The organism is Dyadobacter fermentans DSM 18053 (assembly GCF_000023125.1).
Classification (GTDB): Bacteria; Bacteroidota; Bacteroidia; order Cytophagales; family Spirosomataceae; genus Dyadobacter; species Dyadobacter fermentans.
In genome coordinates this window covers 2,325,557-2,340,328 of the sequence record NC_013037.1, presented here as the reverse complement: position 1 = coordinate 2,340,328, position 14,772 = coordinate 2,325,557, and the positions used below count along the sequence as shown (strand labels likewise).

The 14,772-nt window shown below is 51.8% G+C and carries 15 protein-coding genes; all 15 read left to right on the top strand.

Going from position 1 to position 14,772, the window contains the following annotated elements; translation table 11 throughout:
* Nucleotides 1–9: 9 nt before the first annotated feature.
* The 15 genes from DFER_RS09380 (at nucleotide 10) to DFER_RS09310 (ending at nucleotide 14,768) form a co-directional block, all read left to right on the top strand.
* Nucleotides 10–774, top strand: coding sequence for a phytanoyl-CoA dioxygenase family protein (locus DFER_RS09380; RefSeq protein ID WP_015811390.1), 765 nt, complete (start codon nucleotides 10–12; stop codon nucleotides 772–774).
* Between the two features lie 34 nt (nucleotides 775–808).
* A complete protein-coding gene (locus DFER_RS09375; RefSeq protein WP_015811389.1) occupies nucleotides 809–1,867 on the top strand; it encodes a hypothetical protein in 1,059 nt (352 codons plus the stop codon).
* Nucleotides 1,868–1,922: 55 nt separating this feature from the next.
* Nucleotides 1,923–3,182 carry an MFS transporter gene (locus DFER_RS09370; RefSeq protein ID WP_041734885.1) on the top strand — a complete coding sequence of 420 codons (1,260 nt, stop codon included), beginning with the start codon at nucleotides 1,923–1,925 and terminating at the stop codon, nucleotides 3,180–3,182.
* A 41-nt stretch (nucleotides 3,183–3,223) separates the two neighbouring features.
* Nucleotides 3,224–4,378 carry a sialidase family protein gene (locus DFER_RS09365; protein WP_015811387.1) on the top strand — a complete coding sequence of 385 codons (1,155 nt, stop codon included), beginning with the start codon at nucleotides 3,224–3,226 and terminating at the stop codon, nucleotides 4,376–4,378.
* 37 nt (nucleotides 4,379–4,415) lie between these two features.
* Nucleotides 4,416–5,615: a sialidase family protein gene (locus DFER_RS09360; protein ID WP_015811386.1), complete on the top strand. Its 1,200-nt coding sequence runs from the start codon at nucleotides 4,416–4,418 to the stop codon at nucleotides 5,613–5,615.
* A 69-nt stretch (nucleotides 5,616–5,684) separates the two neighbouring features.
* Nucleotides 5,685–6,473 carry an SDR family oxidoreductase gene (locus tag DFER_RS09355; RefSeq protein ID WP_015811385.1) on the top strand — a complete coding sequence of 263 codons (789 nt, stop codon included), beginning with the start codon at nucleotides 5,685–5,687 and terminating at the stop codon, nucleotides 6,471–6,473.
* Between the two features lie 16 nt (nucleotides 6,474–6,489).
* Nucleotides 6,490–7,449 (top strand): hypothetical protein, encoded by a 960-nt coding sequence (locus tag DFER_RS09350; RefSeq protein WP_015811384.1) that lies wholly within the window; start codon nucleotides 6,490–6,492, stop codon nucleotides 7,447–7,449.
* A 95-nt stretch (nucleotides 7,450–7,544) separates the two neighbouring features.
* A complete protein-coding gene (locus tag DFER_RS09345) occupies nucleotides 7,545–8,351 on the top strand; it encodes an HpcH/HpaI aldolase family protein (protein WP_015811383.1) in 807 nt (268 codons plus the stop codon).
* 29 nt (nucleotides 8,352–8,380) lie between these two features.
* The gene (locus DFER_RS09340; RefSeq protein ID WP_041734883.1) at nucleotides 8,381–9,334 is read left to right on the top strand and encodes an aldo/keto reductase; all 954 of its coding nucleotides are present in this window, start codon (nucleotides 8,381–8,383) and stop codon (nucleotides 9,332–9,334) included.
* Nucleotides 9,335–9,341: 7 nt separating this feature from the next.
* Entirely contained in the window at nucleotides 9,342–10,247 is a 906-nt protein-coding gene (locus tag DFER_RS09335; RefSeq protein ID WP_015811381.1) for a Gfo/Idh/MocA family protein, read from the top strand.
* Nucleotides 10,248–10,284: 37 nt separating this feature from the next.
* Nucleotides 10,285–11,064 carry an SDR family oxidoreductase gene (locus DFER_RS09330; protein ID WP_015811380.1) on the top strand — a complete coding sequence of 260 codons (780 nt, stop codon included), beginning with the start codon at nucleotides 10,285–10,287 and terminating at the stop codon, nucleotides 11,062–11,064.
* Between the two features lie 111 nt (nucleotides 11,065–11,175).
* On the top strand, nucleotides 11,176–11,559 hold the full coding sequence (locus tag DFER_RS09325) for a RidA family protein (protein ID WP_015811379.1): 384 nt from the start codon (nucleotides 11,176–11,178) through the stop codon (nucleotides 11,557–11,559).
* An 11-nt stretch (nucleotides 11,560–11,570) separates the two neighbouring features.
* Nucleotides 11,571–12,554 carry a 3-hydroxyacyl-CoA dehydrogenase family protein gene (locus DFER_RS09320; protein WP_015811378.1) on the top strand — a complete coding sequence of 328 codons (984 nt, stop codon included), beginning with the start codon at nucleotides 11,571–11,573 and terminating at the stop codon, nucleotides 12,552–12,554.
* A complete protein-coding gene (locus DFER_RS09315; RefSeq protein ID WP_015811377.1) occupies nucleotides 12,551–13,849 on the top strand; it encodes an aspartate aminotransferase family protein in 1,299 nt (432 codons plus the stop codon). The genes DFER_RS09320 and DFER_RS09315 overlap by 4 nt, the downstream gene beginning before the upstream one ends.
* Nucleotides 13,850–13,892: 43 nt before the next feature.
* Nucleotides 13,893–14,768 (top strand): 3-hydroxyacyl-CoA dehydrogenase family protein, encoded by an 876-nt coding sequence (locus tag DFER_RS09310; protein WP_187293449.1) that lies wholly within the window; start codon nucleotides 13,893–13,895, stop codon nucleotides 14,766–14,768.
* Nucleotides 14,769–14,772: the final 4 nt, after the last annotated feature.

The following is a 14,772-nucleotide window of genomic DNA, read 5'->3' as shown; positions in this document are numbered from 1 at the left end:
TGGTGAAAAATGGATTTTGGATTGATCAAAAGAAAATTTGAGGAAGATGGCTATGTTTTTTTGCCCGGATTCCTTTCAGATCGGGAAGTGGCGGAAGTGAACCGCAGACTGGAAGATTTTATTGAAAACACGGTTCCCGGACTTCCTCCGAACGATGTCTTTTATGAAGATAAGAACGATCCCGCCACGTTAAAGCAGATTATGCACGTGTCTGAACACGCGCCCTATTTCGCGCCTATGCTGAATGACAGTAAGTTCAGCAGGATCGCAGGGGAGCTGCTGCAAGACACCGTAGTGCCGAAGATTCTGGAGTATTTTAACAAACCCCCGAAAATTGGAAAGCCTACCCCTCCGCACCAGGACGGCTACTACTTCATGCTCAAACCCGCCAAGGCGGTGACGATGTGGATGGCGCTGGAAGACGTGGACGAGGCCAACGGATGTGTGCGTTACGTACGGGGATCTCATAAATTGGGAATGCGCCGGCACGGAAGAACACAAACCCTCGGTTTCTCACAGGGAATCACGGATTTCGGCTTGCCGGAGGATCTTGAAAATGAGATCGCATTCCCCGCCAGAGCGGGCGACCTGCTGATCCATGACTCGCTGACCATCCACCGCGCCGACGGGAATCAGACTGCCGACCGTACACGGAAGGCGCTGGGGTTTATCTATTTCGGTGCGTCGGCGCAGGAAGACGTAGAGGCCAAAGCGGCCTATCAGGCACAATTGCGGCAGGAAATGCGCGAAAGAGACGAGTTGGTGGCAGAGTGAAGTGATTGGCTATTCAGTTTTAAATTTTTCAGGAATGATTAGAATTAAATGGTATTTACTGGTCTTGCTTTTGATTGGCACCAGCTTCGCATTTTCGGGTACAGGACTTCCAGCCGATTCGATCCGGGTCACCAGGGTTTGGGACAAAGAGCCGCACAATGCTTTTCCTGATCTGGTTCAGTTCAAGGATTATTTCTATATCACATTCCGGGAAGGCGCGAACCACGTTGGGAACGAGAACAATGGAAAAGTAAGGATCGTGAGGTCCAAAAACAGGAAGGATTGGGAATCGGTGGCCTTGTTTGACATGGACGCCGAAGATGTGCGCGAAGCCAGGCTGTCTGTCCGGCCGGATGGCACCCTGATGGCCATCGTCGCCGCAGGCATCTTCAAAGACGGCAGGTATCTCACGCTGGCGCCCTACGTGTCAGTCTCAGATAAATCGGGAACCCATTTCTCAGAGCCCGAAAAAACGACTTTCAGTAAAGAAATTACGCCCGCGCTCGACTGGATCTGGCGGATTACGTGGCACAAGGGGGTAGGGTACGGGATTATGTACACGGCCGATTACAAGACCGTCGACGGAAAGCGGGTGCGCACGATGTCGGCCCGGCTGCTCAAAACCAAAGACGGTAAGTACTATGAGAATGTCCCGGGATTTGACCTGGACGGAAGTCCCAACGAATCGACGATCCGTTTTGATAAAAATGATCAAATGTATGTGCTGGTAAGGCGCGAAACCGGTGACCAGATGGGTGTACTGGCAGTAAGTGACTTTCCCTATAACCAATGGAAGTACAACAAGCTGAGCGTCCGGCTCGGCGGCCCGAATTTCCAGTTCCTGGGCAGCGACAGACTGATCATAGGCTCGCGGCTGCATGAAGGCAAAGAAGCGTCTACCGCATTGCACGTGACGGACCTGGAAGGTAAAATATTAAAAATCATGAAGTTGCCGAGCAATGGCGACAGTAGCTATCCCGGACTGATTGTAGAGAAAAGCCAGTTGTACGTAGCCTATTATTCCAGCCATGAAGGCAAAGCGATTATCTACCAGACTCAAATCCCTTTGAAAGACCTGCAAACCGGGCGCTAAGCGGTGCACCCATTCAATCGGTATTTACTTCTTTCTCAACAAACCCACGTTCCGTATGTCCACAGTCCAGGCCGCACCATCAAAAGCTGAGTATACATTGCCTTCCGGGGCGTGGCGGATTGTTATTTTATTATGTTTTGTAGGCTGTCTCAACTACCTGGACCGAACGATGATCACCACTATGCGGACATCGATCATAGAGGCAATGCCCATGTCCGACGCCCAGTTCGGGTTGCTGACTTCCGTGTTTTTGTGGGTTTATGGTATTCTAAGCCCCTTTGCAGGCTACCTGGCCGACCATTTCAACCGGAGCCGGGTGATCATTTGCAGCTTGTTTGTTTGGTCCGCGGTGACCTGGCTCACCTCTTATGTAACAACGTTTGAACAACTGGTGGCGACGCGCATTTTAATGGGTGTAAGTGAAGCCTGCTATCTTCCCGCAGCAGTAGCCCTGATCGTCGATTACCACAAAACCACCACACGCTCCCTCGCATCAGGCATTCATATTGCCGGGGTGATGGTGGGGCAAAGCCTGGGATTTGTCGGCGGCTGGATAGCGGAAGACCACGACTGGACAGCGCCTTTCAGCGTATTCGGGCTGGTAGGGATCGGGTATTCTTTTGTATTACTCTGGCTATTGCGCGATGCGCCGGAAAGCAATGAAGCGGCGGAAAAATCGGACGAACCGAAAATCGACTTTTTTCAGGCACTCCGCAGCCTTTTTGGTCAGTGGTCGTTTATACTGCTCGTTATTTTCTGGTCTTTGCTGGGGATTATCGGCTGGATGGTGATGGGCTGGATGCCAACTTACTACAAAGAGCATTTCAACCTGACGCAGGGCATGGCCGGGCTTTATGCTACGGGTTATCTTTATCCCGCTTCCATAGCCGGGGTAATCCTGGGCGGCTTTTTATCCGACCGGTTCGCAAAAGCGAGTGCCAATTCCAAATTTCTCATACCCGTGATCGGCCTGTGCATTGCAGCACCGAGCATATTTGTCGCAAGCAATACCTCGGTACTGCCGCTGGCGATCGCTATGTTTATGGTGTATGGGCTCACCCGTATGTTCAGCGACGCGAACCTGATGCCCATTCTATGCCTGACCGCCGACCCGCGCTATCGGGCAACGGGTTACGGCGTACTCAATTTTTTTGCCTGCGTCATCGGCGGGATCGGTTTGTATGCAGGCGGGGTTTTGCGTGACATGCAGGTTGACCTCGGCCAAATTTTCCGGTTTGCCGGTGTTTTGATGTTTGTTTGTGTAATGATCCTGCTGCTGATCAGAAAGCGGACGAATGCAGGCGCGGCTTCGTAAGTAATTGTTTCAAAAGCATTTATTCCTAAATCCTTTTTAATATGAATACCAACAAATTCTCCCGTTTACTGCTCTTCGGATGCCTGCTGACTTCCGGCAGCCTGTCTGCACAGGAAGTCGCAAAACCCGCTTCCGGGCATGCTCAGAAACCGATGCTCATTTCAAAGGGCGGGGATGCAGGTGATTACCAGGCCTTCCCCGACGCTTGCCGGCTCAAAAACGGGGATATCGTAGCGGTATTTTATGCAGGCGACGAACACGTGACAAAGCAAAGTGAGAAGTATCCGAAGGCTGGCCGCATTTGCCTGGTGCGCTCCAAAGACGAGGGGAAAACCTGGTCGAAACCTGTTACGATTTATGATGACAACGACGACAACCGTGACCCGCATATTTCGCAATTGAGCAACGGTTCGCTGGTGGTGAGCTTCTTTTCCCTGCGTTATCCCAGTTTTGGGGCAAAGGAATATAAGACACTGGGAAGTCCGCAGCTGCTGTGGTCGCGGGATAATGGAAAGACCTGGGACAAGGAAGCAACCTTGCTGGAAACCGGTGATATAGACTGGCTTTCGTCGGCCCAGGTGCGCGAAATGCCCGATGGGACCACTATCCTGCCGGTGTACCACCAGGAAGGCAGGGGCGGTTTGAAAGCGTGGGGAGGCGTAATGCTCTCACGCGATAAAGGCAAAACCTGGGGGCCTGTGATTACTATCGGCGAAAAGGCAAACCTTCCCCTGGCGGCGGAAACGGATGTCATTCTGCTCAAAGACGGGACGCTCTACGCCGCATTGCGCGCTCAACAGGAGGTACACATGCATTTTGCAAAAAGTAAGGATATGGGTAAAACGTGGTCGGATGTGGAAGATATTGGTTTTCGCGGGCACTCGCCGTCGTTTACCCGCCTGAAATCGGGCGAAATACTGCTCACTACGAGGGCGTTCACGGATGCGCCTTCCAAAAAGGGCTATACCGGCCTGCGGATCAGCCGCGATGAAGCTAAAACCTGGGAAGGGCCCTATATGGTTGATGAAACACTGGGAGCTTACCCCTCCACGGTTGAGCTGAAAGACGGCTCGGTGCTGGTGGTTTATTATGAAGAAGGGCAAGGAAGCGGGATACGTGCCTACCGGTTCAGAATTCCCGCAAAAGCGGCGCCATTTGCAGAACCCAGGCGGCTGGAAATGCTGACCGGCAAATGATGCTTCTCCTTTTGCTTTTATCCTAACCCGCATATTTATGAAATTGAAAGAAATATCAACGCTGTTACTGCTCTTTTCAGCGATGGGATATAGAGTCCCGGCCCGCGCGAACGCCGGCCCGCACCTTACTTTTACGGACAGCATTCCCGGCGTACGTAAGGTAGAGGATGTGGTGATTTACCGGAATGAAAAATTTCACGCTGCATTTCCTTCGGTGATCAAAAAGAAGAACGGGGAGATCGTGCTCGCATTCCGCAGGGCACCCGACAGAAAGGTATTTGGCGAGAAAGGTACCAACCACGTGGACCCGAATAGTTACCTCGTGTCCGTGAAATCAAAAGACGGTAAGACCTGGACACCCGAGCCCGAACTGATCTATTCGCACCCGTTCGGTGGTTCACAAGATCCTTGCTTGTTGCAGTTAAAGGACGGGACAATCCTTTGTGCCAGCTACGGCTGGGCATTCCTCCGGCCCGATGGGATGGAGAATTTGAAAAAACCTTACTTTCTGGCAGGAGGGGCCGTATTCCTGGGAGGATATGTACTCCGCTCGACAGACGGCGGCAAATCCTGGCAGGGGCCATTGTACCCGCCGCATATCGAACCGGAGATCAACTACACCGCCATGGGCGAAAAACTCCCGGCTTACAACAGGGGCGCCATGTATGAGGGGAAAAATGGACGGATTTTGTGGGTAGTGGCAGCAACCGATCGCCAGTCGCCGAATAAAACTTCCAATCATTTACTGATCTCGGACGATAAGGGGCTAACCTGGAAGTACTCGGCGCCGGTTGCCGTGGACGAAAAGGTTTCGTTCAACGAAGCTTCCGTTTACGAAACGCCGAAGGGGGATGTTGTGGCGTTTTTACGAACGGCCGGTTTAGGCGACCAGGCTTGCATTGCCCGGTCTGTCGATGGCGGAAAAACTTTTACCGCCTGGGAAAAAATGGGTTTTCAAGGTCATCCAATGCACGCGCTGAGGCTACCGGATAACCGTGTACTGCTTTCTTACGGTTATCGCCACAAACCACTGGGCATACGGGCGCGGATATTGAATGCCGAATGCACCGATTTTGCCACCGCCCCCGAAATCGTGTTGCGCACCGACGGCGGTACTACCGACCTGGGGTATCCCTGGGCTGTCCAACTGGACAAAAACCGGGTACTGGTAAGCTACTATTTCAACGTGCCCGGCGGACCGCAGCATATTGCAGGGAGTATTCTGGAAATCAGGTGAACCGCGTATTGGGCAGATTTGCTGCGGAAGGGTAAGTATATCAATTCAAAACGTTAAATCGCCTGTGCGATGGCAAATACTGAAATTCCTGTTTTAAGTCTGAAAGACAAGCATATATGGGTTTTTGGAGGGGCCGGCTATCTCGGGCAGGCTATTGTTTCGGCCCTGGATAAATGGGGTGCCAAAGTGCTGTGTGTAGATCTGGACGAGAGGGCAGCGGTTTTTGCGGAAAGGGAAAAACTCGTGAACACCACCTGCGCCACGCTGGATGTAAGCCATACCGAAGCGGTTGAACGGTTTGTCGAGAGGCAGATTGCTGCGCTTGGCGTGCCCGATGGGTGTGTGAACCTCACTACCGCGACCACCGCTAAGACAATGGAAGAACTGTCGGCGGAAGATTTTGATGTAGTAAACCACGGCGGGCTCACGGCCACTTTTATTCTTACCCGCGCCGTGGGTATGGAAATGGCTGCCCGGCAACGCGGCAGTATGGTGTTGTTCTCGAGTATGTACGGTTCGGTATCGCCCTACCCGGAAGTATACCAGGAGCCCATGAACAAAAACCCGCTCGAATATGGCGTAGGGAAGGCAGGTATCAAGCAAATGACGCGCTATTTTGCTGTTCACTGGGGCAAATCCAACGTGCGCTGCAACTGCATTTCTCCCGGGCCGTTCCCTAATCCTGACGTACAGAAAACGCACGCGGCTTTCGTTGCCAGGCTTGCCGGTAAATCGCCGATGGGGCGCATCGGACAGGCGTCGGAAATTGTCGGCTCGGTGGCTTTCTTATTATCCGATGCCGCTTCCTATATCACAGGGCAGGACCTGGCTGTGGACGGCGGGTGGACCTGCTGGTAACATTAATACAATTTTTATGAAGCTTGTTTCAATCGTTTTTAACCTGATTTTTTTGACCGTGGTACTGGGCGCATGCAATAGTAAGAGTCAAGATTCCCAAAGCTTCCGTGAGCTTGAAAACCAATGCATTACCGTTTTAAGGAATGTGTTGGCAGAGCAGCACGAATGGGTAAAAGTCCATGCAGCTGAATTCCTGATCTGGGCGGGGCATCCCGAGGGTGTCCGGGAGGCTTATATAGAGGAAGAGCGAATGTGGGCTGCAAAGCCGCAGTACCGCATCGGGATCTGGCGTGTGCTGGCGCAGGCGGCCACATTGGACGCTGATAAGCAAATCTGGACAGATAAGATTTTAGGGGTTTTCCTCGACTCGACGGCTGCCGACCGCATTCATGCTGCCGAAACGTTGGCAAAACTGGGGATTTCTCCTTTTGGAAAAGACCAGAAGCTGACGGAGAATACACTTCGGAGCGAGGTAAAATCGCTGGCGCTATACACTTTGTGGAGCACTGCATTTACCTCCCCGGATTCACGTGCGACGGTCAAAGCCCGATTCCTTCATGCAGTGCTGAATGCGGATACAGAAGCGGCGGATAAGGTGATTCCCGCCTATGCCCTGCGTCAATTGAAGGGGATTTCGCAGGAAGAATCGACGAAGCTGACAGAGGCAGCATTGGCGGAGCCTGCGGGTTCGCCGGCAAGGATATATTTGCTGAGCGCGGCTTTTACCAACAACGATTATAATTCCGGCCAGTTCGAAAAGTTGCATGCCGCGGTGGTAAGTTACAAAAGCGCGAAATCGAAGGGTGCTATTTCGGAGATGGCCGCAGCTTTGGCTGAAAAGGGCAAAGCAGAAGATATTCCCATATTAACGCCGCTGCTGGCGGGTGCCAGCCAGCTGGAAAATGAGTCGGATCGTGCGGATATCGCGGCAGCCGCAGCATATGCCATTTTGCAAATCAGAAGCCGCACAGAGTAGGTATGAGCGTCTTTGAAAAATAGTATCGGAAATCGGGATGAAAGTAAAAGACCGGCCCTGAGCCGGCAGCTAATTTTGAAAAAAAAGATAAAACCATGAAAATGCGGGAAAGCAGGGTCCTGAAAAAGCTGAGAGCAGGGGAGATTGTAAGTTGTTTCAAAATCAATCTGTCAGACGCCCGCATCGCTGAAATTGCCGCTATTTCCGGTTTCGACTGCGTTTGGACAGACCAGGAGCATATCGGTCAGGACTGGTCGGTATTGGCATCCAATATCTGGGCGACCAAGGCGCACGATACGGACATTCTGGTCCGCGTCCCAAAGGGAAGTTATAGCGATTTTATACGCCCGCTTGAACTGGACGCTACGGGTATCATGGTCCCGCACATCATGAATCTGGCCGAAGCCGAGCTGATTGTCCAAATGACACGCTTTCACCCGACCGGGCGCCGGCCAATCGACGGCGGCAACTCCGACGGGGCATACACGGCGCTGGATTTCAACGAATACCTGGTGCAGGCGAACCAGCAGCGGTTTGTGATTTTTCAGATCGAAGATCCGGAGCCGTTGAAAGAGCTGGAAGAAATAGCGGCCCTGGACGGTTATGATATGCTGTTTTTTGGCCCCGGGGATTTCAGTCAGGGAATAGGTGCCCCCGGTGAATGGAACCATCCCGAGCTGATTGCCGCCCGAAAGCGGGTGGCGGAAGTGGCACGAAGGCACGGAAAGTTTGCAGGAACGGTAGGCGGGCCCGGGAATGCCAACGAGCTGATTGCGATGGGCTACCAGTTCATCAGTATGGGCGCTGATGTGGTGGGCATTAAAAATTATTGCCAGGACCTGGTGGGCGCCTTTACAAAATCCTCGGCTGCGGGATCGAAAAATTCCTATATGAACACCTGACGAAATAGTCACTTTAATATTTACACGAATTGAAAAAAAGACTGCTGGGAAATACCGGGATTGCGGTTTCTGAAATTGCTTTTGGCGGTGTAGAAATTGGTATGCCCTACGGCATCGGTGTGGCGGGTAAAGAGGATATGCTTTCTGAAAAGGAAGCAATACTGCTGTTACATGAAGCGCAAGACAGGGGGATCAATTTTTTCGATACTGCCCGGCTCTATGGTGAGAGCGAGGCGATCATGGGGAAAGCTTTTGAAGGCAGAAGGAATGACATTGTCCTTGCAACCAAATGCAGCCATTTTCGAAAAGACGGGAAACTGCTGCCCGACCGGGAGCTCAGGCCGTTTATCGAGCATTCGTTACAGCAGAGCCTGGAAATGCTCAGGACAGACTACCTGGATGTTTTCATGTTGCACCAGGCCGATGTGGAAATTTTGCAAAATGAAACCATTGCGGAAGTTTTTTCGGAACTGAAAGAAAAAGACATAATCCGGGCCACCGGGGCGTCGACCTACACTACCAACGAAACTTCGCTGGCGATCGGAAGCGGGAGATGGGATATGATCCAGCTGCCTTTTAATCTCATGGACCAGCGGCACGGGGCGTTTTTTCAGGAAGCATCCGAAAGTGGGGTCGGCCTGGTCATTCGCTCCGTTTTGATGAAGGGGTTGCTGAGCGACAGGGGCAAAAACCTGCATCCCGCCCTGGCCGATGTGGAGCGGCATATCCAGAGCTATCATTCCTGGACAGGCGACCGTTTCCCTGATCTGCCTACGCTCGCTACCCGGTTTGCATTGTCATTTGAAGAGGTATCCTCGGTATTGGTGGGGATTGATAAAACAGCTTATCTGGAAAAAGCCCTCGCTACGGCAAATGGCAGCTACATGCATGCAGCAATGCGAAAAGAGGCCGAAAATCTCGTATATCCCGATCCGGAATTCCTAAACCTGCCGCACTGGGACCGGATGGGGTGGTTAAAGTAAATCGAATATGTTGAAAATTGGAATCATTGGCATGAGCCCAGGCAATGCCCATCCCTACTCCTGGTCGGCGATCATCAACGGGCAGTTCGACGGAGAGGAGATCACACGGATCGGCTACCCCGCTGTGGCCGCTTACCTGGAAGCTAACCGCGATACCCTGGGCTTACCGGCGGCAAAGGTGACGCATGTATGGGCGCAGGAGCGCGAAATCGCTGAAAGCATTTGTAAAGCGGCCGGGGTAACTGTTGTCGTAAACGAATTGACTGAGATGATCGGTGAGGTAGATGCGGTGATCCTGGCGCGCGACGATCCTGAAAGCCACAAGGAGATGGCGCGGCCCTTTATTGAGGCAGGCGTCCCGATTTTCATTGACAAACCGCTTGCTTACTCTGCCGAAGATCTGGATTGGTTCTCGGCCCAAAGCGCTGCCGGCAGGTTCATTATGTCCTGTTCGTCCATGCGTTACGCAAATGAAGTGCGGGTGGCCAGGCAGGAACTGAAATCGCTGGGCAAGTTGGAACTGGTCACCGCAGTGGGCAAGAAAGACTGGAAAAAATACGGGATACATTTACTCGAAGCCATTTTTGCTATCCTGGATGATCCGGAAGTGCGCTCGGTCAAAAGCATCGGCGAACTCGACCGTGAAATAGTACATCTCCGCCTTGAAAACGGGCCGGACGTGACGCTGCACCTTTTCAACGAGATATCAGGCACCTTTCAGGTTTCACTCTTTGGCCGCAATGCCTGGAAACTGATTGATATACGCAACTCTTACTCTATGTTCCGCGACAACCTCATTGAATTTATCCGGTCGGTAGAAGAAGGAAGGCCCAGGCTGGACTTCGGTAAAACCGAAAGGATTGTGAGGGTGATTGTGGAGGGGAAGGGAGGGCGAATGGCCAAAAGCCGATAGCCGACAGCCGATCGCCAACAACCCAAAGCCACAAAATATGCACATCAAAGACCTACTTAGCTTAAAGAACAAAGTAATCCTTGTGACCGGAGGGTCGGGGAATTACGGGAAATGTATTGTGGAAGGTTTGGCCGAAGCGGATGCGACGGTAATCACTACTTCCCGTGACATTGACTCTGCCCGGGCTACCGCGGCGATCTTTACGGAACGCGGACTGGATGTACATCCGGTACAGGCTGACCAGAGCGATCATGAATCAGTATTGAGTTTGAAGCAATACGTCCTTGATACCTTCGGCAGGCTGGACGGTTTTGTGAATAATGCGGTTTCCAGGCCCATGAAAGGGTATAATGCACCTTTGAGCCAGTTCGAGGAGTCTATGCATACAAACGCGACGGGGATGGTGGATTTATTAAGGGAAATGACCGATCTGATCATCCGGAGCGGCGGCGGAAGCGTGATCAACATCGCTTCGATGATGGGTATGTTCGGACCGGACCTCTCCAATTACGACGGTACCGAGAATATGGGCGACCTGCCGCCCGATTATTTCTTCCATAACGCCGGGCTTATCAACCTCAACCGGTATATGGCGCAGATGCATGCGGGGAAGAATATCCGTTTCAACTGCATTAGTCCTGGCGGGCTCTTTAACAACCAGCCTGCTGCATTTCTTCATAATTACAACAAAAAGGTGCCACTGCGCCGCATGGCCAACCAGGATGATATCAAAGGTCTGGTTGTGCTGCTTGCTTCGGATGCAGGTGCTTACATCAATGGCGAGAATATTCTCATGGACGGCGGGCTGAATGCCTGAAATCGCGGATAAAAGATAGTATCAGTAATCCACACAAAAGTAGGAGAACGCAAAAGTGGGTGATATGTACTTTTGCGATGTAGTTATTTTTTGAAATAATATTTTGTTTTTATGAAAAATATAATTCATCCCGACCGTGATCCTGCTTTCGCTACCGGTGCTTATTCCGACGGCATTGTGGTCGACGGGTTTCTCTTTGTGAGCGGTCAGGCTGCCGTGGATTTCAAAACCTCCCAGTTTGTACTCGGTACGATTGAAGAGGAGACTGCACGTACGCTGGAGAATATTGCAGCGATTATCCGTGCCGCCGGCGCCTCTATGGAGAATGTGGTCAAATGCACCGCCCACCTGGCCGACATACAGGATTTCGACAGGTATAATGCCGTTTATGCCACCTACTTCCCGGGCATAAAGCCTGCGCGTACAACCGTGCAGTCTGTTCTGGCAGAAAACATCAAAGTGGAAATTGATTGCATTGTAAAATTGCCAGCCTGAGCGCCCCGAGTATGGATGAACAATCGAATGTTGCGGCAATACCGGTGGGAGTGGTGGGCCTGGGATTGATGGGTAGCAGCATAGTTGCTGCGCTGCTGATTTCCGGACACCCGGTAAAGGCGATCGCTCCGATTGCTTCCGACGCAGAAAATGTACACGAAAGGATCTATACCCAACTTCATTATTGCCAGGAAGCAGGATTGACAGATTCGGTTGAAGATCTTAAAACGAAGCTCGAAATATCCCAGGATTATGCAGTACTGGCACACTGCCAGGTGGTAATCGAATGTGTGATCGAGAAGCTGGCCGTCAAATCGGAGGTTTACACCAAAATCACCGGCGTAGTCAGCGCCGAGTGCATCATCGGCAGTAATACATCTGCGCTGCCCATTAGTGACCTGCAACATTATGTTTCCAATCCAGGCCGCTTTCTGGGTATTCACTGGGCCGAACCAGCATTTATGACGCGTTTTCTGGAAATCACCTGCGGTAAGCTGACCATGCCCGTTTTCGCCGAGCGCATATTTACATTGGCTCACCAATGGGGCAAGGAACCCACCTTGCTCAAAAAAGATATACGCGGCTTCATCACCAACCGGCTGATGTATGCGGTGTATCGTGAAATATTTTATCAGATGGAGAGCGGGAATGCAACCCGGGAGGACCTTGACAAGGCATTTCGTTACGATGCAGGCTCCTGGATGACTTTAATGGGGGTGTTCAGGAGAATGGATTATCTGGGGCTGAAAGATTACGCTGCTGCCCTGGATCATATTTTCCCGCAGCTAAGCAACGCGGCTGGCGTACCCGAAATGATGCAGGCGATGGTGGCTGAAACAGCCCGGGGCATACACAATGACAGAGGACTATTCCCTTATGCACCCGGTGAGGGAAAGCAGTGGGACGAGGCATTTACCCGGTTTAATCTTGAAATACATAGCCTGGCTGCCAAGTATTCGGAAGAGCAGGTGAAAGGGCATTTATATAAATTATGAAAACTTACTCAAAATCCGCTGCCTTGCTGGAAAGGGCCAGGAGAGTACTTGCCAGCGGCGTCTCTTCCGAATTCAGAAAATACAACCACCCGCATGCGTTGTTTTATACGCACGGGAAAGGAAGCAGGATCTACGATGTCGATGGGAATGAATACCTCGATTTTACCCTTAGCCAGGGGCCGCTCATCCTCGGGCATTCTCACCCGGAGGTTTTGAAGGCGGTCGGGGAATACTCCGAAACGGGGCAATTGTTTGCGGGCCAGCATTTGAAAGAAATTGAACTGGCCGAAAAACTCAATGAGCTCATTCCTTCCGCCGAGCTGATGCGTTTTTGTCTGGACGGCTCGGAGGCGGTGCAGACTGCTTTCCGCGTGGCGCGGGCAAAAACCGGAAAAAACAAATTCCTTCGTTTCGAAGGGCATTACCATGGCTGGATGGATAATGTATGCTGGGGTATTTCAGCACCATCGCCGGAAGCGCTGGGCAGTCGCGAAATGCCGAATGTATTTCCCTGGACACAAGGCTTGCCCGAGGGGGTAGAAAATGACTTTATCATTTTACCCTGGAACGATCTTGATCTGGTACGTAAAACCGTGGCTGAACGTGCAGCCGAAATCGCCGCGATCATCACAGAGCCTATCATGTGTAATAACGGCTGCATCGAGCCTGCCCCGGGATTCCTGCAAGGACTGCGGGACATTTGCACGGAAAACAATATCGCGCTCATATTCGACGAAGTGATCACCGGCTTCCGGATTTCCCTGGGAGGCGCACAAACGTACTTCGGTGTGACACCCGATCTGTCGATTTTCGCCAAGGCCATCGCAAGTGGATATGCGATTAGCGCAATTGTGGGTAAATACGAGTGGATGCAGTTGATTGAGCAGGCGAAGGTGATACATGCCGGCACGATGAATGCCAATAACCCGACCGTAGCCGCCGCGCTGGCTACCATAGCGGTTTTGGAAAAAGAACAGCCACACGAGAATATGATCCGGCTGGGCCGCAAACTTATGGAAGGGCTGAGGTCTGCCGCCGCCGCAACTGGTCACGCGATGCTGGTGGAAGGTCCGGGGCCGATGTTTGCGATGAGTTTCACCAGCCTGGAAAAAACTGCGGATTACCGGGATACGCTTATGGCTGATAAGGCCAAACTGGGCAGATTCATCGCAGGTATGCACGACGAGGGCATCCGGGTGATCGGTCGGGGCTTGTGGTACATCAGTGCGGTGCATAATGACGAAGATATTGACCTGGCTGTCGCTACTGCGGAGAAGGTTCTCAAAAATATTTGACAAGGAGTATTAAGCTGGAAAAATGACAAAACGGGGACAACCATTGGAACCTGTATTGCTGGTAGGTGATCATATGCTCGCGAGTGGCATTGCGTCTTGTCTGCAACAATCGGGGCTTCTTTTTACAGCGCAGAAAGACATTTCTGAGCTGACCGGCCACCACGCAGGAAAACCGTTTGCACTTGCAATATTGGTTACGGAGGAAGACCTGGCTGTTAAAAGGCAGCAGCTGAGGCTATTGGAAGAGAAGTTGGGCGGGAATGTCATCATTGCAATCAATACGGAAACCATTGGGCTGGACCTTTTGCAGGAAAATGCGGCATTTCCCAGCCGTATCATCGGGCTGAACTGGGTAGAGCCGGCGGATACCACCTTTTTTCTTGAAATTATCACGAATCAGGTAACCGACGAAAGTATAGCCGGACAAATCAGCCAGACGGCGGCGAGGTGGTGGAATAAGGACCCGTATATTATCAAAGGGAACACAGGGGTGCGTATACGGCTAATGGGCGCGCTGATCAGGGAGGCTTTTTATCTGGTTGAAAATGGTTTCGCCACGGTAGAGGATATCGACCGCGCCTGCCGGAATGACGCCGGATATTATCTGCCGTTCGCGGGGAATTTGCGTTATATGGATTTGATGGGCACTTATGCTTATGGAATGGTCATGAAAGACCTTAATCCCGAGCTTTCCATCGACACGCGGACCCCGGACTTTTTCAGACAAATGCTGTCGGAACGGAAGACCGGAATGAGCAGTGGAGCAGGTTTTTACGCGTATGCGGCAGGGGAAATGGAAAAATGGCAGGAATTGCATCGGAGATTCAGCATTCAGGTAAAGGAATTGATTGAGAAATACCCTTTTAATTACAGCACGGAAGAGGTAGCGGAGTTTCGTAACGGATTTAATTTTCGGTAAAAAC

Coding starts and splice junctions, on each gene's coding strand:
- DFER_RS09380 (WP_015811390.1), top strand. CDS start 10: ATGGATTTTGGATTGATCAAAAGAAAATTTGAGGAAGATGGCTATGTT.
- DFER_RS09375 (WP_015811389.1), top strand. CDS start 809: ATGATTAGAATTAAATGGTATTTACTGGTCTTGCTTTTGATTGGCACC.
- DFER_RS09370 (WP_041734885.1), top strand. CDS start 1,923: ATGTCCACAGTCCAGGCCGCACCATCAAAAGCTGAGTATACATTGCCT.
- DFER_RS09365 (WP_015811387.1), top strand. CDS start 3,224: ATGAATACCAACAAATTCTCCCGTTTACTGCTCTTCGGATGCCTGCTG.
- DFER_RS09360 (WP_015811386.1), top strand. CDS start 4,416: ATGAAATTGAAAGAAATATCAACGCTGTTACTGCTCTTTTCAGCGATG.
- DFER_RS09355 (WP_015811385.1), top strand. CDS start 5,685: ATGGCAAATACTGAAATTCCTGTTTTAAGTCTGAAAGACAAGCATATA.
- DFER_RS09350 (WP_015811384.1), top strand. CDS start 6,490: ATGAAGCTTGTTTCAATCGTTTTTAACCTGATTTTTTTGACCGTGGTA.
- DFER_RS09345 (WP_015811383.1), top strand. CDS start 7,545: ATGAAAATGCGGGAAAGCAGGGTCCTGAAAAAGCTGAGAGCAGGGGAG.
- DFER_RS09335 (WP_015811381.1), top strand. CDS start 9,342: ATGTTGAAAATTGGAATCATTGGCATGAGCCCAGGCAATGCCCATCCC.
- DFER_RS09330 (WP_015811380.1), top strand. CDS start 10,285: ATGCACATCAAAGACCTACTTAGCTTAAAGAACAAAGTAATCCTTGTG.
- DFER_RS09325 (WP_015811379.1), top strand. CDS start 11,176: ATGAAAAATATAATTCATCCCGACCGTGATCCTGCTTTCGCTACCGGT.
- DFER_RS09320 (WP_015811378.1), top strand. CDS start 11,571: ATGGATGAACAATCGAATGTTGCGGCAATACCGGTGGGAGTGGTGGGC.
- DFER_RS09315 (WP_015811377.1), top strand. CDS start 12,551: ATGAAAACTTACTCAAAATCCGCTGCCTTGCTGGAAAGGGCCAGGAGA.